This window comes from Geodermatophilaceae bacterium NBWT11, from assembly GCA_014218215.1.
In the GTDB taxonomy this organism is placed as follows: Bacteria; Actinomycetota; Actinomycetes; order Mycobacteriales; family Geodermatophilaceae; genus Klenkia.
In genome coordinates, this window is the sequence record CP043652.1 from 4233485 (window position 1) to 4255970 (window position 22486).

Annotated in this window: 20 protein-coding genes; 5 read left to right on the forward strand and 15 right to left on the reverse strand. The window is 74.5% G+C overall.

All coding sequences use genetic code 11. The features are described 5' to 3' along the window. Window positions 1–75 precede the first annotated feature (75 nt). Entirely contained in the window at window positions 76–3645 is a 3570-nt protein-coding gene (locus F1C76_20530; protein ID QNG38612.1) for an EAL domain-containing protein, read from the reverse strand. Here F1C76_20530 and F1C76_20535 point away from each other — a divergent pair. Continuing rightward, window positions 3644–3883 carry a hypothetical protein gene (locus tag F1C76_20535; GenBank protein QNG38613.1) on the forward strand — a complete coding sequence of 80 codons (240 nt, stop codon included), beginning with the start codon at window positions 3644–3646 and terminating at the stop codon, window positions 3881–3883. The two genes, F1C76_20530 and F1C76_20535, sit on opposite strands and share 2 nt — an antisense overlap. Before the next feature lie 11 nt (window positions 3884–3894). Here the strand turns inward: F1C76_20535 and F1C76_20540 are convergent, their stop codons facing one another. The 8 genes from F1C76_20540 to F1C76_20575 form a co-directional block, all read right to left on the reverse strand. Continuing rightward, entirely contained in the window at window positions 3895–4491 is a 597-nt protein-coding gene (locus F1C76_20540) for a hypothetical protein (GenBank protein QNG38614.1), read from the reverse strand. A gap of 13 nt (window positions 4492–4504) precedes the next feature. Beyond that, a complete protein-coding gene (locus F1C76_20545) occupies window positions 4505–4804 on the reverse strand; it encodes a hypothetical protein (protein ID QNG38615.1) in 300 nt (99 codons plus the stop codon). A gap of 97 nt (window positions 4805–4901) precedes the next feature. Further along, the gene (locus F1C76_20550) at window positions 4902–5441 is read right to left on the reverse strand and encodes a hypothetical protein (protein QNG38616.1); all 540 of its coding nucleotides are present in this window, start codon (window positions 5439–5441) and stop codon (window positions 4902–4904) included. Window positions 5442–6018: 577 nt separating this feature from the next. Continuing rightward, window positions 6019–6834, reverse strand: a complete 816-nt coding sequence (locus tag F1C76_20555; GenBank protein QNG38617.1) for an NAD(P)H nitroreductase — start codon at window positions 6832–6834, stop codon at window positions 6019–6021. Window positions 6835–6939: 105 nt separating this feature from the next. Beyond that, complete coding sequence (locus F1C76_20560) at window positions 6940–7359, reverse strand: hypothetical protein (GenBank protein QNG38618.1); 420 nt, start codon at window positions 7357–7359, stop codon at window positions 6940–6942. A gap of 114 nt (window positions 7360–7473) precedes the next feature. Then, window positions 7474–9432: an amino acid transporter gene (locus tag F1C76_20565; GenBank protein ID QNG38619.1), complete on the reverse strand. Its 1959-nt coding sequence runs from the start codon at window positions 9430–9432 to the stop codon at window positions 7474–7476. 116 nt (window positions 9433–9548) lie between these two features. Further along, window positions 9549–10223, reverse strand: a complete 675-nt coding sequence (locus F1C76_20570) for a response regulator (GenBank protein ID QNG38620.1) — start codon at window positions 10221–10223, stop codon at window positions 9549–9551. Then, window positions 10220–12736, reverse strand: coding sequence for a sensor histidine kinase KdpD (locus F1C76_20575; protein QNG38621.1), 2517 nt, complete (start codon window positions 12734–12736; stop codon window positions 10220–10222). Before F1C76_20575 ends, F1C76_20570 begins: the two co-directional genes overlap by 4 nt. A gap of 604 nt (window positions 12737–13340) precedes the next feature. Between F1C76_20575 and kdpF the strand changes: the two genes are divergently transcribed. From kdpF to kdpC, 4 genes are read left to right on the forward strand one after another with little or no spacing between them, the layout of a single operon-like run. Then, window positions 13341–13427, forward strand: coding sequence for a K(+)-transporting ATPase subunit F (gene kdpF / locus F1C76_20580; GenBank protein ID QNG39431.1), 87 nt, complete (start codon window positions 13341–13343; stop codon window positions 13425–13427). Beyond that, window positions 13427–15088 (forward strand): potassium-transporting ATPase subunit KdpA, encoded by a 1662-nt coding sequence (gene kdpA / locus F1C76_20585; protein QNG38622.1) that lies wholly within the window; start codon window positions 13427–13429, stop codon window positions 15086–15088. The genes kdpF and kdpA overlap by 1 nt, the downstream gene beginning before the upstream one ends. Next, window positions 15085–17142 (forward strand): potassium-transporting ATPase subunit KdpB, encoded by a 2058-nt coding sequence (kdpB, locus tag F1C76_20590; protein QNG38623.1) that lies wholly within the window; start codon window positions 15085–15087, stop codon window positions 17140–17142. Before kdpA ends, kdpB begins: the two co-directional genes overlap by 4 nt. Further along, window positions 17142–17744 carry a potassium-transporting ATPase subunit KdpC gene (gene kdpC, locus F1C76_20595; GenBank protein QNG38624.1) on the forward strand — a complete coding sequence of 201 codons (603 nt, stop codon included), beginning with the start codon at window positions 17142–17144 and terminating at the stop codon, window positions 17742–17744. Before kdpB ends, kdpC begins: the two co-directional genes overlap by 1 nt. A gap of 87 nt (window positions 17745–17831) precedes the next feature. Here the strand turns inward: kdpC and F1C76_20600 are convergent, their stop codons facing one another. The 6 genes from F1C76_20600 to arsB form a co-directional block, all read right to left on the reverse strand. Next, a complete protein-coding gene (locus F1C76_20600) occupies window positions 17832–18719 on the reverse strand; it encodes a peptidase (GenBank protein QNG38625.1) in 888 nt (295 codons plus the stop codon). Window positions 18720–18781: 62 nt separating this feature from the next. Then, window positions 18782–19240: a hypothetical protein gene (locus F1C76_20605; GenBank protein QNG38626.1), complete on the reverse strand. Its 459-nt coding sequence runs from the start codon at window positions 19238–19240 to the stop codon at window positions 18782–18784. A gap of 88 nt (window positions 19241–19328) precedes the next feature. Continuing rightward, the gene (locus F1C76_20610; protein ID QNG38627.1) at window positions 19329–20372 is read right to left on the reverse strand and encodes a cation transporter; all 1044 of its coding nucleotides are present in this window, start codon (window positions 20370–20372) and stop codon (window positions 19329–19331) included. Beyond that, window positions 20369–20764 (reverse strand): helix-turn-helix transcriptional regulator, encoded by a 396-nt coding sequence (locus F1C76_20615; GenBank protein ID QNG38628.1) that lies wholly within the window; start codon window positions 20762–20764, stop codon window positions 20369–20371. The genes F1C76_20610 and F1C76_20615 overlap by 4 nt, the downstream gene beginning before the upstream one ends. Before the next feature lie 14 nt (window positions 20765–20778). Next, window positions 20779–21156 (reverse strand): low molecular weight phosphatase family protein, encoded by a 378-nt coding sequence (locus F1C76_20620; GenBank protein QNG39432.1) that lies wholly within the window; start codon window positions 21154–21156, stop codon window positions 20779–20781. 47 nt (window positions 21157–21203) lie between these two features. Continuing rightward, window positions 21204–22337, reverse strand: coding sequence for an ACR3 family arsenite efflux transporter (gene arsB, locus F1C76_20625; GenBank protein QNG38629.1), 1134 nt, complete (start codon window positions 22335–22337; stop codon window positions 21204–21206). Window positions 22338–22486 lie beyond the last annotated feature (149 nt).

Genomic DNA, 22486 nt, shown 5'->3' on the forward strand with positions numbered 1-22486 from the left:
ACGCCAGGGGACCGTGCGACACCCCTCCTGCTCCCGGGGTGGGGCCGCTGCTCGACACCGGTGGAGCGTGTCACGTCACCGGCCCACGGCGGTCCCGTTCTCGAGCGGCGTCGCACCGGCGGCCCCGAGCGTGGCGAGCAGCTCCGCCCCGGGGAGCGCCGGCGAGTAGAGGTGGCCCTGGGCCGTGGCGCAGCCCGCGCGCCGCAGCCACTCGTGCTGGTCGGCGGTCTCCACGCCCTCGGCGACGACGTCCACGCCCAGTGCGGTGCTCATCCCGAGCACGGCCCGCACGACCGCCTCGCAGGCCGGGTCCACGCCGAGCCCGGCGACGAACAGCCGGTCCACCTTGAGCGTGTCCACCGGCAGCTCGGTCAGCCGGACCAGGCTGGACCAGCCGGTGCCCACGTCGTCCAACGCCAGCCGGACGCCCCGGGCACGCAGCCGGTCCAGGTCCCGGCGCATGCTGTCGGCCAGCGCCGGCACGTGGGTCTCGGTGAGCTCGAGCACCAGCTTGTCCGCCGGCAGGCCGGCTGCCTCCAGCGCGCCCAGCACGTCAGCGGTCAGGTCGCCCTCCTCCAGCTGCCGGCCCGACACGTTGACGTGCACGTCGGGCGCCGCCGGCCCGAGCCGCGCCACCCACTCGGCCGCGAGGGCGCAGGAGGCCGTGAGCACCAGCCGACCCACCGGCAGCACCAGGTCGGAGGTCTCGACCACGTCGATGAACTCCGCCGGGAGCAGCAGGCCGCGGGTGGGGTGCTGCCAGCGGAGCAGGGTCTCCACGGCGACGACAGCGCCGGTGACCAGCTCCACGACCGGCTGCCCGTACAGGACCAGCTCCCCGGCGGCCAGTGCCCGGCGCAGCTCCGGGAGCACGCGGGTGGTGCGCGCTGCCCGGGTCTCGGTCTCGCTGGTGTGCACCGAGACCCGGCCCTTGCCGGCGGTCTTCGAGGCGTACATGGCCTGGTCGGCGTCGTGCAGCAGCTGCTCCACGGAGCCGCCTGCTCCGGAGGCGACCAGACCGATGCTGGCGCTCACGGTGTGCGTGCGTCCACCGATCGGCACGGGGGTGGACACGGCGGCCAGCAGTCGATCGGCGACGGCGTGCAGGTCGTCGGGGTCGCCGACGTCGGGGCACAGCACGGCGAACTCGTCGCCACCCAGCCGGGCCACGGTGTCCCCGGGCCGGACGGCGGCCCGGAGACGGCGGCCCACCTGGACCAGCAGGGTGTCACCGGCGGCGTGCCCGGCGGTGTCGTTGACCGCCTTGAACCCGTCCAGGTCCAGGTAGAGCAGCCCGACCCGGTGGTGGGACCGGGTGAGACCGCCGAGGGCCTGCTCGATCCGGTCGACCAGGAGCGACCGGTTCGGCAGTCCGGTGAGGGCGTCGTGCAGGGCCTGGTGGGTCAGGGCGTCCTCGGCGTGCCGCCGGGCCGTGACGTCCTCGACGAGGAGCACCACCTGGCCGGGGGCGGTGGGGTCCGGGCGCATCACCGACGCCGAGCACCGGCCCCAGACCACCTCGCCGTCCGGGTGCCGGAACCGCTGTTCGGCGGACCAGTCCTCCCGCTCGCCGGCGGCCAGCTGGGCCAGCACCCCGGAGGTCACCCGCGTCTCGTCGGCGTGCAGCAACCCGGTCAGGTCGAGCCCCGGCAGGGCGGCCCGGGGCAGTCCGGTCAGCGCGGCCATGGCCTCGTTTGCCTGCAGCACCACCCCGATCCGGCCCGGTGCCAGGTCGAGCAGCGCCAGCCCGACCGGGGCGGTGTCGAAGGCGAGCCGGAAGCGCAGCTCGCTGTCGGCCAGGGCACGCTCGGCGGCCAGCTGGGCGGTGACGTCGCGGGCGACGCCCAGGTAGCCGGCGAGTGCGCCGCCGGGGCCGGTGCGCAGCGCCGTGACGGTGAGCCGGACGGCGAGCCGGTCACCCCCGGCGGTGCGGAAGGTCCAGGGCCGGGTCTCGACCTGCCCGGCCCGGACGGCGTCGACGAACACCTCGTACCCGGGTGCGACGCCCAGCTCGACGGCGCGGGCCGCCACCTCGTCGGGGTCCCAGAAGAGACTGGCCTGTCTGCCCAGCACCTGCTCCTGGGTCCAGCCCAGCATCAGCTCGGCGCCCCGGGAGAACAGCGTGATCGAGCCCTCGGCGTCCGCGGCGATGATCGCCTGCTCGGTCGCGGAGTCCAGCACGCCCTGCAGCAGGTCGCGGGAGTTCTGCACCCGGCGGGCGGCGGCCCGGGCGTCGGTGACGTCGTGGAAGGCGGCGACGGCTCCCCGGCCCTCGGGGAGCGGCCGGGCGCTGACCGACAGCACGCGGTGGCCACCGTGGGCGCGGCTGACCAGGTCCGCGCCGGGGACGACCTCCCCGCCCAGGGCGCGGACCAGCGGCAGCCGGTCGACGGGGAAGGGCTCCCCGGTCGTCGTCTCCAGGGCGAAGTCGAGCGGCCACCGGGCCGGGCCGACGCTGGCGGGGACGACGCCGAGCAGGTCGACCGCCGACGGGTTGTGCAGCAGGAACCGGCCCGCCGCGTCGACGACCACGATGCCGTCGTTCGTGCTGGCGAAGACCGCCTCCAGCAGCTCGGTCTGCTCCCGGGACCGTCGCGCCGAGTCCAGCACCCGACGCAGCAGCACGAGCCGGTCGTCGCGGTGGAGTGCCAGCACGAGCGTGACCGTGGTGAGCACCAGGAGGAACAGCTGGGAGGTGAGGGCGCGCTCGGCCAGGGGGAGCCCGCCGAAGGGTCCGCGGCCCGCCAGGGTGGCGACGACGACGGCGGTGCCCAGGGCGGCGGTGGACAGGGCGGCCGACCGGGTGGGCTGTCGCAGACCCGCCCAGACCCCGACCGGGACCAGCAGGAAGGACAGCGGCACGCCGCGCGTGAGCGCCAGCACGGTGACGGCGAGGGCCGTGCCGCCGAGCAGCAGGGCAGCGGTCTCGGCGCGGGCGGGGTGCGGTCGGTGTCCGGCGGGTGCCGGTGCTCTCCAGGCCAGTCCCACGGCGGCGACCACGACGGTCCCGGTGGTGGTGCGCACCGTCCACTGCGCGGCGAGGGTCAGCAGGTCGCCGTCACCGACGAGGGCGGCCACGGGCGGCCCGACCAGGGCGCTCGCGACGGCTCCGGCGAGAGCTGCGAGCAGCAGCGCCGCCAGGTCGCGCGGCACGTGCAGCGCGTCGTCGGGACCCGAGCGCCACCGGGACCACGCCGTCACGGCCACCCCGGCGAGCACGGTGGTGGCCAGACCGAGGGCGACGGCGAGCACCACCGGCGCGCCCGTGACGACGTTGACCGCGCCGGTCGTGACGGCCAGCAGGACCCCGTCGACCAGCGGGCGCCCGGTGCGTGACCGGGCGCTCAGGAGCCACAGGAACGCCACCCCGGCGGCCGGCCAGCAGAGCGCGAGCTCGCCGTCCTCCGGGCGGGTCCAGCGGCCCAGCAGGACGGCGACGGCGAGACCGGTCGCCCACCCCGCTCGCTCTCGCCAGCTGATCACCGGACTCCCTCCCGTCGACCGGACGCGACGCGGGGTGCCTCCCGGGTCCGGTGGCGACCGCTCCGGCCGACACCCCCTACAGGCACCATCCAGCAGCCCTGCGGCACCAGGGTCCAACGTCCCTGCCGGAGCGGACCACCCCTCTGCCACAGTGCCGGCCATGCCCTCCTACCGGCTCATCGCCGACCACGGGGACCCGGTGGCGGCGTTCGACGCACCGGACGACGACGAGGCCGAGCGCCTCGGCCGACGGCTGTCCGACCGGGTGCCCGCGGCCCGCACGACGGGCTTCCACGTCGAGCGCCTGGACGCCGGGCGGTGGCGCACCGTGCTGACCTGGATGCCGGCCCGGGCTCGCCGGACGTCCGCACCGGTCGGCGCCGAGCCCCCGGCCCCCTGAGACCCGTCGGCTCACAGCAGCTGCTGCCGCCAGCGCGGCTCCACGGCAGCCCAGCCGGCAGCCCACCGGCGGGCGCGTGCGCGGTCGAGCAGGGCGACGCCGGCCAGGTAGGCCAGCCCCGCACCCACGACGCTCATCAGGGCGGCCACCACCCCGATCGCCCCGGACTGCACTTTGACGTCCTCGGCCTCCAGCGGCGCCGGCCGACGCCGGCCGTCGGCGCCGACCCACACGACGACCCGGTCGCCGGACCGGGCGTCGACGGCGGCCAGCACCTGGCCCTCGACCTGCTCGCCGTCGGGGGACTGCCAGACGGCAGGGGCCCAGCCGGTCTCCTCGGGGGACGGGTCGGGGGACGTCGAGGGCGGCCCGGTCAGCTCGGCCTCGACCTCGACCAGCGAGGCCCGGACGGCGTCGGCGGTGGCGGTCAGTGCGGCCCGTGAAGCTGCGGCCGCGGTCAGCCCGACCTGGGGGCTGGAGACGACCGCCAGGGCGAGCAGCACCCGGAGGAGGACGTGCACCCGGTCGGTGGACCGCTTGAGGGGTCCGCCGCCGAGGACGACCCGCCGGACGGCGTGCCCCAGGCACAGCACCGGACCCGCACCCATCGCCTGGCCCGGCTCAGACCGGCGGGACGGGCCGGACCGGCGGCCGGTTCACGGGGTGCGTGCTGCGCAGGTGGTGGCCGCCCTGGGGCAGGGTCAGGGTCAGGGTCACCACCGGACGTCGACCACCCAGCCAGGACACGACGTGGCGGGCCGACGTGTCGCGCAGGTCGGTGAGCACGCCCCCCAGCGGGCGGGGAGACCACGCCTCGGCGGCCCTCCCGGAGCAGAGGGCGACGACGTCGCCGGCTCCGGACCGGTGCACGTGGTGCACCACCCGGACCGGGTCTGCTGCCGGGTCTGTCGCCGGGTCCACGGGCACCTCCAGGTCTCGGCGACCCGAGCGGGGCGCCCCGGAGCACACGGTCTGACCCGGCCGCCCCGACGGACAGGGCCCAACGTCCCGGAACCGGTCAGGCGGGCAGCCGCTGGGCGATCTGCTCGGCCCACGCGCTCAGCGCCGGCCAGTCGCGGGAGTCCCCCAGGGGTGCCCGCATCGCCGTCACGACCGCTCGCTCGGCGAACCCCAGGCCGGCGACGTCGAGCCGACCCGGGAGCGTGCACCGTCCGAGTGCACCCACCTGGCGGGCCAGGGGGCCCATGTCGTGGGCCTCGTCCGTCGGGAAGGGCGGATGCCCGATGGGACCGCTGCTGAGCAGCCAGACCGGGCGGGCGCGCAGCGCGGACAGGTGCCGGGTCGCCCACGTGCGGGCGGGCTCGGCCCAGCGGCCCGCGTACACGCAGCTGCCCAGCACCACGGCGTCGTAGCGGGCCGGGTCGGGGTCCCGTTCGACCCGCAGCGCGACGGCGGTCAGGCCGCACCGGAGGCCGGCGGGGGACTCCGCCAGGGCGACTGCCAGGAACTCCGCCATCTCCGCAGTGGCCCCGTGCCGGCTGGCCACCGTGACCAGCACCCGTCGGCCGGTGGGTCGTTCGCCGACGGTCGGGCTCACGGGACGGGGACGCGTGCAGGCATCGGTGCTCCTCGGGAGAGGGACGGGACCGGGACACCGGTGTCCGTCGCTGCCCCGATCCTGCGACCGGGGCCCCGGTCCGGGTCGGGGTCCGAGGTCCTGCGTCCCCGAGCCCTTGCGCCCTGCTCGGCGCGCACCTCTCCGCGAGGTGACAGCACCCCCATGACCGACCGACGGTCCGCCGCCGCCGTCCCAGGACGCCAATACCCCCACAGCTGCAGGGCACCGGCGGGGAGTTCCACACCTTCACCGAGGTCGCGGCCTTCGGTGGCGGGTGCGTGGCCCCGCTCAACGACCTGCTCGGGCTCACCCCCGTGCCCGAGTGCGCCCCGGAGGCCGCGCCGGGGGTCCCTCTGGCGTTCGTCACCACCGGGGTCGCCCCGGGTGGACACCACGACGTAAGCGGGCTCGGTGCGGGCCGGCACCTGTTCGAGTGCCTGGTGCACCCGTGGATGCGGGCGGTGGTGACCGTCCGCGCCTCCTGACCCGTCGGCCCCGGACCCCGCGCCCCCCACGCGGGCCCGGGGCCGGCGTCCGTCGCGGTCCCGCTGCGCCGTCACGGGGGAGCGCCGGCCACCGCCCAGCCCAGCCGCAGCACGGCCTGTGGGACGTGCCCGTCGGCCAGCTCCGCAGCGACCCGGGCACGCACCTCGGGCACGTCGAAGAGCTGGGTCACCGGCCGTCCGGCCAGCCCGGCGACGGCGGCCTCGAGCAGCACCGCGCTCAGCGCCTCCCCGGCGCGCAGGCGGGACAGTCGGCTGTCGTCCCGGGTGACCAGCAGGGCGGGCCAGGTGCCGGGGCCCTCGTGCCCGTCGCTCTCCACGACCGCACCCGGGGCGAGTGCCCGGGCGACGGCGGCCCCGTCGGCGAGCCGCGCCGCGCGCCACCGCGCGACCGGGCCGTCCCACGGGACGAGCAGGGTGCCGGCCGCGGCGGCCAGGTCGCAGAACCCCTCGCGCAGCCGGGCGGGCACCGGCCGGGAGGTGTGGCTGCGTCGAGCGGTGCGCCGTCGGTCGATCGCCACGGCCAGGGCGAGGTCCTCCGGTCGGGTCCGACCCGGGCGCACCTCGACCGCCGCGAGGTGGTCGGGCCGGGCGGGGTGGGGGAGGTGGTGCACGACCGAGTCCCAGCCGACGGCACGCAACGCCACCTGCAGGTGGTGCACTGCTGCTCCGCAGGAGAGCAGCAGGCCCCGCTCGTCGGGGTCGAGCGCCGCCGGCCTGCGGTTCCGCTCGAGGAACAGGTGCAGCTCGGTGGGCCCGATGCGCCACCGCCACGGCCGTGTGTGGTGCACCGACGGCGCCCGGCAGGCCAGCTCGACCGCGGTCCACGCGGTCACCGGGTCCAGGAGGTCCTCGTGGTCGCTGAGCACGGGGGCAGGCTGCCGGGCCCGTCCGGAGTCCACCAGGGACTTCCGTCCCTCTGTCCGTCCCGGGAGGGCCCGGCGCCGGTCAGCTCCCGGGCCCGACCCCGGGGCTCACCGGGACGGTGCCGACGGGTCGGAGCGGCGGGCGAGGGGACCGAACACGAGGACCAGCAGCCAGACCACCCCGGCGGTGAGCACCATGGCGCCGGGGACGTGGACCCACAGCGTGGAACGGCCGCCGACGGCGGCCTGGGCCAGACCGGCGAGGAAGACCACGACCGCGAGGGCCGGGAGCAGCAGGGGCGCACCGTGGCGCCGCCACAGGTAGAGCGCGGCGAGGGCGCCGACACCGGAGAAGACGTGCAGCACGATCGCGCCGGCGGCGTGCAGCTCCTCGGGGCCGCCCTGGGGGAAGAGCCGGCCGGCGGTGACGAACTGGGCGAACACGTTCAGGGCGGCCAGCACCGTGCTGACCTGGAGGACCCGGACGACGGCGGCGGGCGTGCCGGTGGTGGGGGCGTGCGTGGTCACGGGTGGTCCTCTCGGGGTGGGGACGTGCTCGTGACCGCATCGTGCGCGCTGCGCGGCGGGAACGCCGGACCTCGACCGCAACAGGCAGCACGGAGGGCGCCGTGCTGCGGGCCCTCAGCCGACGTGCACGTGCGGACGGCGGGCCCGGTCGGGCTCGGCCTCCCGCAGCACCTCGCGGGTGACCGGGGCGACCTCGCCCGAACCCAGCAGCAGGAAGCGCAGCAGCTGGGTGAGCGGGTTGCCCTCGGTCCACTCGAAGTAGACGTGCGGGATCGTGCCGCTGCGGTCGCGGACCTGCAGCAGCAGGGCGGCGATGGCGTTGGGCACCGAGGAGCCGGTGACCGCGAGCACCCGGTACCGGTCGTGCAGGATCTCCCCGCGCACGTCCAGCCGGCTCTCGAAGTCCGAGGGGTCGCGGACGGTGACCTCGACGAAGACGACCTCCTCGTCGGGGATGTCGTGGTCGCGGCGGATCTGCTCGAGCTTGGCGCGGTACTCCTCGGGGTCCCTCCGGTCGGGCTCGTTGGCGACCAGCCGGATCCGGCGGTGCCGGCAGTCGCGCAAGAACACCTCGGCCGTGGGGTCGAAGGAGACCTCGGTGGTGCGCAGCTCCAGCGACCGGCGGGAGCGGGAGACGAAGGAGACCGCGACGATCGCGGCGATGAACAGCAGCCCGATCTTCAGCCCGTCGGGACGCTCGACGATGTTGGCGACGGTCGTGTAGGTGAAGACCGCGGCGACGACGCCGAAGCCGACCGTCGCCCTGCGCTGGCCGGCGGCCCGGGCGGAGAGGGTGACGGCGACCGAGGCGGAGGTGATGAGCACCAGGACGCCGGTGGCGTAGGCACCGCCCTGGGCGTCGACGTCGGCGTCGAAGAGCCAGGTGACCACGAACGCGATGGCGGTGAGCACCAGGACCATCGGCCGGACGGCGCGGGCCCACTCCGGTGCCATCCCGTAGCGGGGCAGGTAGCGGGGCACGATGTTGAGCAGGCCGGCCATCGCCGAGGCCCCGGCGAACCACAGGATCGCGATCGTCGAGACGTCGTAGACCGTGCCGAAGACCGGGCCGAGATACTCGTGGGCCAGGTAGGCCAGGGCGCGCCCGTTGGCCTCGCCGCCGGGCTGGAACGCCGCCTGCGGGATGAGCAGGGTCGTGATCAGGCTGGACGTGAGCAGGAACCCGCTCATGATCAACGCGGCCGTGGTGAGCAGCTTCTTCGTGCCGGCGATGCGGCCGGCCGGGTGTGCCTCGGTGTCTGTCGGTGCGCCCTGCACCAGCGGCATGACGGCGACGCCGGTCTCGAACCCGGACAGGCCCAGGGCCAACCGGGGGAAGACGATCAGGGCGATCGCGATGACCATGAACGGGTTGCCGTGCTGGGTGGTGAGCGCCTGCGACCAGTCGGTGACCAGGCCCGACGTCGTCGCCACCTGGTAGAGCCCGACGAGGACGACGACGAGGTTCAGGGCCAGGTAGACGCCGACGAGGGCGACGGCGACCCCGACCGCCTCGCCCAGGCCCTTGAGGAAGACCGCACCGAGCAGGGCGAGCAGCACCAGGGTGATGACCACCCGGTGGTCGCCCAGGCCCTCGGGCAGCAGCGGGTTCTCCACCAGGTGCGCGGTCGCGTCGGCGGCCGACAGGGTCATGGTGATGAGGAAGTCGGTGGCGGCGAACCCGAGCAGCACCAGCACGAAGAGCTTCCCCCGCCAGAAGGGCAGCAGCTTCTCCAGCATCGCGATCGACCCCTCCCCGTGGGGGCTCTCGCGCGCCACGCGGCGGTAGACGGGCAGCGCGCCCAGCAGGGTCAGCGCGACCAGCACCAGGGTGGCGATGGGGGAGATGACGCCGGCGGCCAGCGCGGCGATGCCGGGCTGGTAGCCCAGGGTGGAGAAGTAGTCGACGCCGGTGAGGCACATGACCTTCCACCAGGGACGCCGGTGCTCCTCGTGCTGGGGCTCCACGTGCGGGCCGGGGTGGGCTGCGACGCGGTGCGCCTGGTCCTGGAGCAGCCAGTCACGGACCGGCTGCCGGGCCTCCTGTGCACCCGTCGTCGCTGTCGCCACCACTGCTCCCCGTCTCGGTCGGCCACCGGTGTGGCCCGTCGGCGACGGTAGGAGCAGTCCGGACCCCCGGACCGACGACGGGCGTCAAGATGCCGTCAAGATCGGCTGCGGCCCCGGGATCACGGGGTGAACCGGTAGCCGGCCCCCGGTTCGGTGTGTAGGTAGCGGGGGTGGGAGGGGTCGGGCTCCAGCTTGCGGCGCAGCTGGGCCAGGTAGACCCGCAGGTAGTTGGTCTCCCGCTCGTAGGCCGGGCCCCACACCGACTGCAGCAGCTGGCGCTGGGAGACCAGCCGGCCGGTGTTGTGCACGAGCTCGGCCAGCAGCGCCCACTCGGTCGGGGTCAGGCGCACCGGCACGCCGTCGGCGAGGACCTGCCGGGCCGCGAGGTCGACGGTGAAGTGCTCGGTGACCACCACCGGGTCCGACCCCTCGGACACCCGCCGGCGCAGGGCCGCGCGCAGCCGGGCGAGCAGCTCGGCCATGTCGAAGGGCTTGGTGACGTAGTCGTCGGCACCGGCGTCCAGGGCGCCGATCTTGTCGTTGCTGCCGGCCCGGGCCGACAGCACGATCACCGGCCCGGCGAACCAGGGCCGCAGCCCCGCCAGCACCTCGGTGCCGTCCATGTCGGGCAGGCCCAGGTCCAGCACGATCACGTCGGGGTGGGCCGAGGCGGCCTCGCGCAGGGCGGTGGTGCCGTCGGGTGCGGTGACGACCTCGTGGCCGGCTGCGGACAGCGTGATCCGCAGGGCGCGCAGCAGCTGGCGATCGTCGTCGACGACCAGCACCCGGCTCACCGGGCCACCGCCGTCGACACGCGGGGACCGTGCACCGGCGCCACCTGCAGCCCGAGCACCATCGTCAACCCGCCCCCGGGGGTGTCCTCGGCCTCCAACGTCCCGCCCATGGCCTCGGTGAGCCCGCGGGCCACGGCCAGCCCGAGGCCGACGCCCTGCCCGGCGGGGGCGTCCCCGAGTCGTTGGAAGGGGGCGAAGACCCGGGCCCGGTCGGCGGCGGCGACCCCGCGGCCGCGGTCCACGACGCGCAGCTCGACCCGGTCGGCGACCGCGCCGGCGGACACCGTGATCGGCCCGTCGGGGGCGTGCCGGGCGGCGTTGTCGGCCAGGTTGGCCACCACCCGCTCCAGCAGCCCGGGGTCGGCGAGGACGACGGGCAGGTCGTCGGGGGCGGTGACGGTGATGCGGCTGGGGTCGCTGACCCAGGTCAGGGCCCGGTGGACGACGCTCACCAGGTCGGCCGGGGCGGTGACCGGGGTGACCGCACCGGCCTGCAGCCGGCTCATGTCCAGCAGGTTGTCGACCAGTCCGGTGAGCCGGTCGGCGGACTCGTCGACGGTCTCGACCAGCTCGGCCCGGTCGGCCTCGGTGAGGTCCAGGTCGGTCGACCGCAGCGCCGAGGAGGCGATCTTGATGCCGGCGAGCGGGGTGCGCAGGTCGTGGCTCACCGCGGCGAGCAGTGCCGTGCGCATGCTGTTGCCGGCGGCGAGCTCGGCTGCCTCCGCCGCCTGGGCGGTCAACCGGCCCTGCTGCAGGGCCACGGCGGCCTGCTCGGCGAAGGCGACCAGCACCCGCCGGTCGCTGGGGGTCAGCGACCGTCCGCACAGCCGCAGCCGCAGCGTGTCGGTGACGACGACGTCCTCGGTCGGGCCGTGCTCGTGGCCGCAGGAGGCCACGACGGCGGCCGCACCGGTCTCGGAGCCGGCCTCGACCATGCTCACGGCCTGCAACCCGAACGCCTCTCGCACCTGCTCCAGCAGGCTGGGCAGACCGCGGTTGCCGGCCAGCACGGCCCGGGACAGCGACGCCAGCAGCGCGGTCTCGGCGCGGGACCGGGCGGCGGCCGTGGCCCGGCGGGCGGAGCGGTCGACCACGGTGGCCACGGCCACCGCGACCACGAGGTAGCCGACCAGGGCGATGACGTCGTCCAGCTCGGCGATGGTCAGCCGGCCGGTGGGCTGGGTGAAGAACCAGTTCTCGGCCAGTCCGCCGACGACCGCCGCGACCAGCGCCGGGTACAGGCCGCCGACCAGGGCGACGGCGACCACGAAGAGCAGGAAGACCAGCAGGATGCTGGCCAGCGAGATGGCCGACCCCGCCGCCAGGCAGAGCGCGGTGACAGCCGGCACCCCCAGGAGGGCGACGGCCAGGCCGATCCACCGCCGGCGGGCGGTCAGGGACCCGGTGAGCGGGGGCAGGGCGAGGCCCCGGGGGCCGGCGGCGTCGTGGGTGACGATGTGCACGTCGATCTCCCCGGACGCGGCGATCACGTCCCCGCCGATGCCCCCGCGCAGGGCGCGGGCCCAGCGGGACCGGCGGGAGGTGCCCAGCACCAGCTGGGTGGCGTCGACGCTGCGGGCGAACTCCAGCAGGGCTGCGGACGTGTCGTCCCCGACGACCTGGTGGTACGTGCCGCCGAGGGACTCCACCAGCGTCCGCTGGGCGCGCAGCGCGGTGGGGGAGGCCCCGGTCAGGCCGTCGGCCGACAGCACGTGCACGGCCAGCAGCACCCCGTCGCCCTGCCGGCGGGCGACCCGGGCGGCCCGCCGCACGAGCGTCTCGCCCTCGGGGCCGCCGGTGAGGGCGACGACGACCCGCTCGCGGGTCTCCCAGACGTGGTCGATGTCGTGTTCGGCGCGGTAGCGGCGCAGACCCTCGTCCACCCGGTCGGCCAGCCACAGCAGGGCCAGCTCGCGCAGCGCGGTCAGGTTGCCGACCCGGAACCAGTTGCCCATGGCGGCGTCGACCCGCTCGGCCGGGTAGACGTTGCCGTGCGCCAGTCGGCGGCGCAGCGCCTCGGGGCTCATGTCGACCAGCTCGACCTGGTCGGCCCGGCGGACCACCTCGTCGGGCACCGTCTCGCCCTGGGTGATGCCGGTGATCTGGGCGACGACGTCGGTGAGGCTGGCCAGGTGCTGCACGTTGACGGTGCTGATCACGCTGATGCCGGCCGCGACGAGCTCCTCGACGTCCTCCCAGCGGTGGGCGTTGCGGGACCCCGGGGCGTTGGTGTGCGCGAGCTCGTCGACGACCAGCCACTCCGGGTGGCGCTGCAGGGCCCCGTCGACGTCGAACTCCGACAGCGTCACCCCGCGGTGGGTGACCTCGGCACGGGGCAGGACCTCCAGGCCCTCCAGCTGCCCGCGGGTGCGGTCGCGACCGTGCGTCTCGACCAGCCCGACGACGACGTCGGCGCCCCGTTCGGCGCGGCGGTGGGCCTCGCCGAGCGCGGCGAAGGTCTTCCCGACCCCCGGTGCCGCGCCCAGGTAGATCCGCAGGGTCCCTCGTGCCATGCCCCCATGATCACCGCTCCCGTCGTCCTGCACCGGTCCGGCGGCGTCAAGGTCGCGTCAGGATCCCCGGTAGCAGCGGTCCACCAGCACGGACAACAGCCACGCGGTGGCCAGGAACGCCGCGAGCTGCAGCAGGCCGGCGATCACCGGGCCGGCTCGTTCTCGGCGTCGGCGGGGGAGTGGGCTCGGCACCAGCGGCCGATCCCGACGTTGAGGGCGATCGCGGTCAGACCCCACGCGATCACGACCAGGGAGGTGTCCATGCCGCCATCCAGCACCCGTGGGGGGCCCGCCCGCGAGGGTCTTGACGGGCGCTTGACGACCCGCGGGACGACCTTGACGCCGTCGTGACGCCGACCGGCACCACCGGACCGGGCGGCGTCAGCAGAGCGTCAAGGACCGGGGTGGTCGGTGTCAGGAAGACGTCAAGACGGCCCGAGGGAGGGTCCCGGGCTCCTACCGTCCCCGGCTGCAGGTGATCGGCATCGGGCCGGTCACGGCGCGAGAACGAGGATGCAACTGTCGTGACCGACGTGGTCTACGTGCTGCTGACGCTGGTGGTCTTCGGACTGCTGGCACTGGCCGTGCGCGGGGTGGAGAAGCTGTGATCGAGACCTGGATCGGGTTGGCGGTCGCGATCGGACTGGTCGGCTACCTGCTGGCGTCCCTGCTGTTCCCGGACCGGTTCTGATGTCCTCGACGGCAGCCGGGTGGCTGCAGCTGGCGCTGCTGGTCGTCGCCCTGGTGGCGGTGCACAAGCCGCTGGGTGACTGGATGGCGCGGGTCTACACCAGCCCGCGGCACTGGCGGGTGGAGAAGCTGGTCTACCGGGCGGTCGGGGTGGACGCCGAGTCCGACCAGCGCTGGCCCACCTACCTGCGGGCGGTGCTCGCCTTCTCCCTGGTCGGCGTGCTCGTGCTCTACCTGCTCCAGCGCATCCAGGGGCTGCTGCCGCTGGGCAACGGGATGGCTGCGGTCGAGCCGGGGTCGGCCTGGAACACCGCGATCAGCTTCGTGACCAACACGAACTGGCAGGGCTACGCCGGTGAGTCGACGATGGGCCACCTGGTCCAGATGGCCGGCCTCGCGGTGCAGAACTTCCTCTCCGCCGCGGTAGGGCTGGCCGTGCTGGCCGCCGTGGTCCGCGGGTTCGCCCGCCGGGACACCGACCGGCTGGGCAACGCCTGGGTCGACGTCACGCGGTCGATCACCCGCCTGCTCCTGCCGCTGGCGGTCGTGGCCACCGTGGTGATGGTGCTCGGCGGCGTCGTCCAGAACCTGTCCGCCGGCACGGACGTCTCCACGCTGGCCGGGGGGTCGCAGTTCGTCCCCGGCGGGCCGGTGGCCTCGCAGGAGGCGATCAAGGAGCTGGGCACCAACGGCGGCGGGTTCTTCAACGCCAACTCCGCACACCCCTTCGAGGGCCCGACGGCCTGGGTGTCGCTGTTCCAGGTGTTCCTGATCCTGCTGATCCCGTTCTCGCTGCCCCGCACCTTCGGGAAGATGGTCGGCGACCGCCGCCAGGGGCTGGCGATCCTCGGGGTCATGGCCACGCTGGCCACGGTCTCCCTGACCCTGATCACCGTCTTCCAGTCCCGCGCCGGCGGCGCCGCCACGCAGCTGGCCGGGGGAGCCCTCGAGGGTCAGGAGGTGCGCTTCGGCGGACCGCTGTCCTCGCTGTTCGCCGCGTCCACCACCCTCACCTCGACCGGCGCCATCAACGCCCAGCACGACAGCCTCACCCCGCTGGGCGGGATGGTGACGCTGTTCAACATGATGCTGGGCGAGGTCGCGCCCGGCGGTGTCGGCTCGGGCCTCTACGGGATGCTCGTGCTCGCCGTCGTCGCCGTCTTCGTCTCCGGCCTGATGGTCGGGCGGACGCCGGAGTACCTGGGCAAGAAGCTGGGCCGCCGGGAGATGACCCTGGCCAGCCTCTACATCCTCACCACCCCGGCCATCGTGCTCGTCGGTGCCGCCGTCGCGATCGCGGTGCCCGCCGGGCAGGCCGGGATGCTCAACGACGGTCCGCACGGGTTGAGCGAGGTGCTCTACGCCTTCACCTCCGCGGGCAACAACAACGGCTCCGCGTTCGCCGGGCTCAGCGCCAACACGCCGTTCTACAACACGGCCCTGGGGCTGGCGATGGTGTTCGGACGCTTCCTGCCCATCGTCCTGGTCCTCGCCCTGGCCGGCAGCCTCGCCCGGCAGGGCCGCGCCCCGGTCACCGAGGGCACCTTCCCCACCCACCGGCCGCTGTTCGCCGGGCTCCTGACCGCCGTCGTGCTCGTCGTCGTCGGCCTCACCTACTTCCCGGTGCTCGCACTCGGGCCTCTTGCAGAAGGACTGTCATGACCGCCTCACCCGTCACCGAACGGCCCGACGCGCCGACGGAGACACCCGCCGCGCGTCGGCCCACGATCCAGTGGGGCCCGGCCCTGGTCGGCGCCGTCCGCAAGCTGGACCCGCGCGGCCTTGTCCGCCAGCCCGTCGTCTTCACCGTCTGGGTGGGCTCGGTGTTCTCCACCGTGCTGGCCGTCACCGACCCCACGGTCTTCGGCTGGCTGATCGCGGTGTGGCTGTGGCTGACCGTGCTGTTCGCCAACGTCGCCGAGGCCGTCGCCGAGGGCCGCGGCAAGGCCCAGGCCGCGTCACTGCGCAAGGCCCGGACGACGACGGTCGCCCACCGCACCGACGGCACCGAGGTGGCCTCGGCCGACCTGCGCCCCGGCGACGAGGTCGTCGTGGTCGCCGGCCAGTCGATCCCCGGGGACGGCGACGTCGTCGAGGGCATCGCCAGCGTCGACGAGTCCGCGGTGACCGGGGAGTCCGCGCCGGTGATCCGGGAGTCCGGCGGCGACCGCTCGGCGGTCACCGGCGGCACCACGGTGCTGTCGGACCGGATCGTCGTGCGGATCACCAGCAAGCCCGGGGAGACCTTCGTCGACCGGATGATCGCCCTGGTCGAGGGCGCCTCCCGGCAGAAGACCCCCAACGAGACGGCGCTGAACATCCTGCTGTCCTCGCTGACGATCGTCTTCGTCCTCGCCGTGGTGACCCTGCAGCCCTTCGCGGTCTACTCCGGCGCCGAGCAGTCGATCACCGTGCTGATCGCGCTGATCGTCTGCCTGATCCCGACGACCATCGGGGCGCTGCTCTCGGCCATCGGGATCGCCGGGATGGACCGGCTCGTGCAGCGCAACGTGCTGGCGATGAGCGGGCGCGCCGTGGAGGCCGCCGGCGACGTCGGCACCCTGCTGCTGGACAAGACGGGCACGATCACGCTGGGCAACCGGCAGGCGGCGTCCTTCCAGCCGGTCGGCGGGTGCTCGGACGCCGAGGTCGCCGACGCCGCGCAGCTCGCCTCGCTGGCCGACGAGACCCCCGAGGGCCGCTCCATCGTCGTGCTGGCCAAGACCGGCTACGGCCTGCGCGAGCGCAGCGACCTGCCCGGTGCCGAGTTCGTGCCCTTCACCGCGCAGACCCGGATGAGCGGGGTCGACCTGCCCGACGGCCGGCAGCTGCGCAAGGGCGCGGCCGGGGCCGTGCAGGCCTGGGTCCGCTCCCTGGACGGGCCGATCCCCCCGGAGGTCGGGGACGTCGTCGACGGCATCTCCGCTGCCGGTGGCACCCCGTTGCTGCTGGCCGAGTCGGTCGGTGAGCGGGCCCGCGTCCTGGGCGTCATCGAGCTCAAGGACGTCGTCAAGGAGGGCATGCGGGAGCGCTTCGACGAGCTCCGCCGGATGGGCATCCGCACCGTGATGATCACCGGGGACAACGAGCGCACCGCCCGCGCCATCGCCGCCGAGGCCGGCGTCGACGACGTGCTCGCCGAGGCCACGCCGGAGGACAAGCTCGCCCTCATCGCCAAGGAGCAGGAGGGCGGCCGGCTGGTCGCCATGACCGGCGACGGCACCAACGACGCCCCGGCGCTGGCCCAGGCCGACGTCGGCGTGGCGATGAACACCGGCACGTCGGCCGCGAAGGAGGCCGGCAACATGGTCGACCTCGACTCGAACCCGACGAAGCTCATCGAGATCGTGGCCATCGGCAAGCAGCTGCTCATCACCCGCGGCTCGCTGACCACGTTCTCCATCGCCAACGACCTCGCGAAGTACTTCGCGATCCTGCCCGCGATGTTCGCCCCGGTCTTCCCCGGCCTGGACACCCTCAACGTGATGCGGCTGAGCTCGCCGGAGTCGGCGATCCTCTCCGCCGTCGTCTTCAACGCCCTGATCATCGTCGCGCTGGTGCCGCTGGCCCTGCGCGGCGTGAAGTACACCCCCGGCTCGGCCTCGGCGATGCTGCAGCGCAACCTGCTGGTCTACGGACTCGGCGGGGTCGTGCTGCCCTTCATCGGGATCAAGCTCATCGACCTGCTCGTCTCCCTCATCCCCGGGATCGCGTGATGCCTGCACCTCGTCAGGGCCGCCAGCTGCTGGCCGCCGTCCGCGCCGTCGTCCTCGCCACCGTGGCGCTCGGACTCGTCTACCCGCTGCTGATGACCGGGATCGCCCAGGTCATCGCGCCCTCGAAGGCCGACGGGTCGCTGGTCACCAGCGCCGACGGCACCGTCGTCGGGTCCTCCCTCCTCGGGCAGGGGTTCCTCGACGGGTCCGGTGACCCGCTGCCGGAGTACTTCCAGTCCCGGCCCTCGGCCGGCGACTGGGACGGCGCGGCGTCCGGGGGCTCCAACCTCGGGCCGAACTCCACCGAGCTCGCCGACACGATCGCCGAGCGCCGCACCGAGGTGGCCGCCTTCAACGGCGTCCCCGAGGCCGACGTTCCCGCCGACGCCGTGACCGCCTCGGCCTCGGGCCTGGACCCGGGCATCTCCCCGGAGTACGCCGCGATCCAGGTCCAGCGGGTCGCCACCGCGCGGGGTGTGTCCGCCGACGAGGTGGCCGCCCTGGTCGACACGGCGACCACGGGCCGGGACCTGGGCGTCATCGGGGCGCCCTCGGTGGACGTGCTGGAGCTGAACCTGGCCCTGGACGAGCAGCTGGGCTGACCAGCTGGAGCCTTGGCGCCGCCGGCCCCCACAGGGGTCGGCGGCGCTCCCACACCGGCGCCTGCGTCCAGGACCCGTCCCCGGTCGTCAGCCGAGGAGGGTCGAGGCTGCTCCGAGGACGACGCGGCTCGGGACGTGGAGCGCCTGCGCGGCGTCGGTCCCGGCGGCAGCCAGGTGGGCGTCGACGAGGCGGTTGCCCGCCGCGTACCCGGCCCCGGTGGGCAGTCCGACGGGATCCGCGCCGAACCGCCTCGCCGCCTCGTCACCGTGGACCCAGGAGACGAAGTGCTGCATCCCGGTGACCTCGAGCCCCTCGACCACCCGGGCCAGGACCGCGTCGTCCTCGAGGTGGGGCCGGCCGATCGGGGTGTGGCCGAGCCGGTCGCCGTAGAGCTGCCGGGCGAAGGCATCGGCGAGGCCCTCGGACACGACCTGCTCGCCGACGGTGACGGTGGCGGGGTCCCAGACCACCCCGCCCGGGGCGTAGCGCAGGTTGTGGTGCAGCTCGTGGACGGCGGCGGCCTCCAGACGATCGAGGTTCTCCTGCGTGGGCCACACGGTCAGCGACAGGAAGCCGGTCGCGCTGCCGTTCCCGCTGAACCCACGGGCCGGGCCGGTGAAGTAGGCGTCGGTGGGGTCGCCGAGCACCAGCAGGACGGTCAGGTCGGGGACGGTCAGCCCCGGTACCGCCTCCTGCAGGACGGTCACCCCGTGTGCGAGGGCGTCCTCGACGCGCGTCCAGGCGTCGGCGTCCCGCAGCGCGGTGAGCGCCGCTGCGCACTGCTCGTCGCTCCCGGTCAGGGGGAAGCCGAAGCCGGCCCGGTGCACCTGGACGAGGTCGACGGCCCCCGGGAAGTACCGGTACATGCCGGCCATCGGCTCCAGCAGCGAGCGCAGTCGGGCCTCCCGCTCCCGTGGTGGCGCGGCGAGGACCTGGCTGAGGCCCGTGTCGGTGTCCAGGACGGTCGTCGGCATGGACGGGAAGGTAGAGCCTGACGTCGGGTGAGGGTCCAGCCGCAGCGCCGGCACCGGCACCGTCACCGGCGGGGCAGCGCCCGGACCTCGTTGCCGCGGGAGTGGTGGCTCAGTTCCACCAGGCCGAGCGCCTCGAGCAGGGGTGGCAGGTAGGCACCGACGCGTCCGCGGTACCCCGTGCGCAGTCCGTACCAGCCGCCCACGGGGTTCGTCGTGGACCTGCCCCACGCCTCGACGGTCCCGGGGACGGGTGTCTTCCCCTCGTCGGCCGCCCCGAGCGGGACCCACCCCTGCTGATCCAGCAACCAGGCGTGGAGGTCCTCGACGATCCGGGCCCGGTACCGCAGCGTCGTGGAGCCCACCCGGCAGACGAGTTCGGCCGGGTCGGGCTCCACGTCCAGGAACGCCGTGTAGGACGACGTCCCCGCCGCGGTGGCGAGCACCCAGGGGCTCCCCGGTGTCCCGGACCCCTCCGCCGTCGCGCGGGGGAGGGTGTCCTCGGTGCGTGTCTCGTGCTCCATGCCCGGACCTTCCGGGGGGACCGGCCCCGTGCCCAGGGTCGGAGGTCCTGCCCGGTGGGACCGTGTCGAGGCGGGGGAGGCCCGGGTCTCAGCCGGGGTGCCCGGGCGCGTGGTGCGCCAGGCGGTGGTGCGGGTCCCTCTCGTGCCCGGCGGGGCCGACGTGGACCGTCGCGTCGACGAGCTGGGGGACGTCGTGGAGCAGCCGGTGGTGGACCTCGACGGCGATGTCGTGGCCGGCGACGACGCTCAGGGCCGGGTCCACGGTGACGGCGGCCTCGGCGCGCAGGCGGTGCCCGGTCCAGCGCAGCCGCAGCCGTTCGACGTCCAGGACGCCGGGGGTCGCCCGGATGCCGGCCTCGGCGGCGTCGACGGCCTCGGGGTCGACCGCGTCCATCAGCCGACGCCAGACGTCGGTGGCGGCGCCCTTCAGGACGATCAGGATCGCGACGGTGATGGCCAGGCCCACGAGCGGGTCGGCCAGGGGGAACCCGGCGAGGACCCCGAGGGCACCGACGACGACGGCCAGCGAGGTGAGCCCGTCGGTACGGGCGTGCAGGCCGTCGGCGACGAGTGCGGCCGAGCCGATCCTGCGCCCGATCCGGATGCGGTAGACCGCGACCACCTCGTTGCCCACGGCCCCGATGAGGCCGGCGGCGATGACGAGGCCGACGTGGCTGAGCGGCTGGGGGTCCAGGAGCCGTCGGACGGACTCGTACCCGGCCAGCGCTGCGGACAGGGCGATCATCAGGACGATGAACACGCCCGCGAGGTCCTCGGCCCGGTCGTAGCCGTAGGTGTAGCGGCGGGAGGCGGCGCGGCGGCCGAGCAGGAACGCGATCCACAGCGGGACGGCGGTCAGCGCGTCGGAGACGTTGTGCACGGTGTCGGCCAACAACGCGGTCGACCCGCTGGTCCAGACGACCGCCGCCTGGGCGAGCGCGGTGGCCAGCAGCACGAGCAGGCTGACCTTGAGTGCGCGGATGCCTGCGGTGCTGGACTCCAGCGCTGCGTCGATCGAGTCGGCGGAGTCGTGGCTGTGCGGGCGGAGCAGCCCCAGCACGAGCCCCTTCAGGCCGGTCGGGTGGTCGTGCGGGTGCTCGTGGCCGTGGTGGTGCTCGCTCGGCCTGGTCACCGTCCGGTGCTCTCGTCGCGGGCGGTGAGGGGTGTGACGTCGGTGTCGGCGCGGTGGTGGTCGGGGACGGCGGCGGTGGCGTGGTCGGCGTTGTAGACGGCGTCGGTGACCAGCTGGGCGATGTGGTCGTTCTCCAGCCGGTAGAACACCGACGTCCCCTCCCGCCGGGTGTGCACGAGCCGGGTCATCCGCAGCTTGGCCAGGTGCTGGGAGACGGAGGCGGGGGTCTTGCCCACCTGCGCGGCGAGCTCGTTGACCGACAGCTCACGGCCGATGAGGGCCCACAGCAGCTGGATCCGGGTGGCGTCGGACAGCATCCGGAACACCTCGACCGCGAGGTCCACCTGCTCCTCGGGCAGCGGGCCCCGGTCTCTCTGGTTCTCCGCACGCATACGCAGACAGTAGCTCAGCCAGACGTGCGGACACCTAGACGTGCGGCGAGGTCGGCGACCCGGGCGGCGATGTCGTCGCGGACCAGGCGCATCCGGTCCATGCCCTCGATGCCCCGGGCGGACGGTTCGTCGGTCACCCACGTCTCGAACCTGGTGCCGGCCGCGCCCCGGACGAGCACCGGGTCGATCCGGGCCTCACTGCCCAGGGTGACGACGACGTCGGCAGCCGCGAGGAGCTCGGCGGTGACCGGCTTGGGCACGCCCCCGGAGACGTCCACCCCGACCTCGGCGAGCGAGGCGACCGACTGGGCGTTGAGCGTCGTGCCCGGGTCGGTGCCGGCGGACTCCACCGTCACCCCGGGAGCAGCAGCACGCATCAGCCCGGCGGCCATCTGGGACTTGCCGCCGTTGCGGGCGCAGACGAAGAGCACGCTCGGGGTCACGACCGGGTCTCCCCGGTCTGCGCCGACACCGGGGCCGTGGGGTCCCCGGGGAACCAGCGCCGGGCCGCCCACAGCGACACGTAGACCAGCGCGACGAGCACCGGCACCTCGATCAGCGGGCCCACGACCCCGGCCAGCGCCTGTCCGGAGGTGACTCCGAAGGTCCCGATCGCCACCGCGATGGCCAACTCGAAGTTGTTGCCGGCGGCGGTGAAGGCCAGCGTCGCTGTCTTGGCGTAGCCCAGCCGCAGGCGAATGCCCAGCAGGAACGACCCGCCGAACATGAGGGCGAAGTAGGCCAGCAGCGGCAGCGCGATCCGGACGACGTCCCACGGCTGGGAGGTGATCGCGTCACCCTGCAGCGCGAAGAGCATCACGATGGTGAACAGCAGCCCGTAGAGGGCGACCGGCCCGATCCTCGGGAGGAACCGGCCCTCGTACCAGTCGCGGCCCCTGGTGCGCTCCCCGATCGTGCGGGTCAGGAACCCGGCGACCAGGGGGATGCCGAGGAACACCAGCACCGACACGACGATCGCCCCGACGCTGAACTCCGCCGAGGTGGTCGACAGGCCCAGCCAGCTCGGCAGGAGCTGCAGGTAGAACCAGCCCAGCGCCGCGAAGGCGATGATCTGGAACACCGAGTTGATCGCGACCAACACCGCGGCGGCCTCCCGGTCACCGCACGACAGGTCGTTCCAGATGAGCACCATCGCGATGCACCGGGCCAGGCCGACGATGATCAGGCCGGTCCGGTACTCCGGCAGGTCGGGCAGCAGGACCCAGGCCAGGACGAACATCAGCGCCGGCCCGAGGACCCAGTTGAGACCGAGCGAGGCCAGGAGCAGCCTGCGGTCCCCGGTGACCCGGTCCAGCTGGTCGTAGCGCACCTTGGCGAGCACCGGGTACATCATCAGCAGCAGCCCGATGGCGATCGGCAGGCTCACGTCCCCGACCTCCACCGCCCCGAGTGCGGTGTCCAGTCCGGGGACGAACCGGCCCAGCAGCAGGCCCAGGGCCATCGCGGCGACGATCCACACCGGTAGGAACCGGTCCAGCGTGGACAGCCGGGCCAGCACCGGCGTCTCCAGGTCGGTGCCCGGACGGGCGGTCTCTCGGACGGGGTCGCTCATGCGGGGGCCTCTCGACAGGAGGGATCGACGCCTGTCGATCCGACGGCGACTGTGCCCGAGGCATCGACAGACGTCAATCCGTCCGTCACGATGGCGGCGTGGACAGCAACGGGACGAGGCCGGAGCTCCCCCTGCTGGTCGACGGCAGC

Excerpts from the sequence above, each read along its gene's own strand:
- F1C76_20535 (QNG38613.1), top strand. The coding sequence starts at position 3,644 with ATGCCCTCCTACCGGCTCATCGCCGACCACGGGGACCCGGTGGCGGCG.
- F1C76_20530 (QNG38612.1), bottom strand. The coding sequence starts at position 3,645 with ATGGCCGGCACTGTGGCAGAGGGGTGGTCCGCTCCGGCAGGGACGTTG.
- F1C76_20540 (QNG38614.1), bottom strand. The coding sequence starts at position 4,491 with ATGGGTGCGGGTCCGGTGCTGTGCCTGGGGCACGCCGTCCGGCGGGTC.
- F1C76_20575 (QNG38621.1), bottom strand. The coding sequence starts at position 12,736 with ATGGCACGAGGGACCCTGCGGATCTACCTGGGCGCGGCACCGGGGGTC.
- kdpA (QNG38622.1), top strand. The coding sequence starts at position 13,427 with ATGTCCTCGACGGCAGCCGGGTGGCTGCAGCTGGCGCTGCTGGTCGTC.
- kdpB (QNG38623.1), top strand. The coding sequence starts at position 15,085 with ATGACCGCCTCACCCGTCACCGAACGGCCCGACGCGCCGACGGAGACA.
- kdpC (QNG38624.1), top strand. The coding sequence starts at position 17,142 with ATGCCTGCACCTCGTCAGGGCCGCCAGCTGCTGGCCGCCGTCCGCGCC.
- F1C76_20600 (QNG38625.1), bottom strand. The coding sequence starts at position 18,719 with ATGCCGACGACCGTCCTGGACACCGACACGGGCCTCAGCCAGGTCCTC.
- F1C76_20605 (QNG38626.1), bottom strand. The coding sequence starts at position 19,240 with ATGGAGCACGAGACACGCACCGAGGACACCCTCCCCCGCGCGACGGCG.
- F1C76_20615 (QNG38628.1), bottom strand. The coding sequence starts at position 20,764 with ATGCGTGCGGAGAACCAGAGAGACCGGGGCCCGCTGCCCGAGGAGCAG.
- F1C76_20620 (QNG39432.1), bottom strand. The coding sequence starts at position 21,156 with ATGGCCGCCGGGCTGATGCGTGCTGCTGCTCCCGGGGTGACGGTGGAG.
- arsB (QNG38629.1), bottom strand. The coding sequence starts at position 22,337 with ATGAGCGACCCCGTCCGAGAGACCGCCCGTCCGGGCACCGACCTGGAG.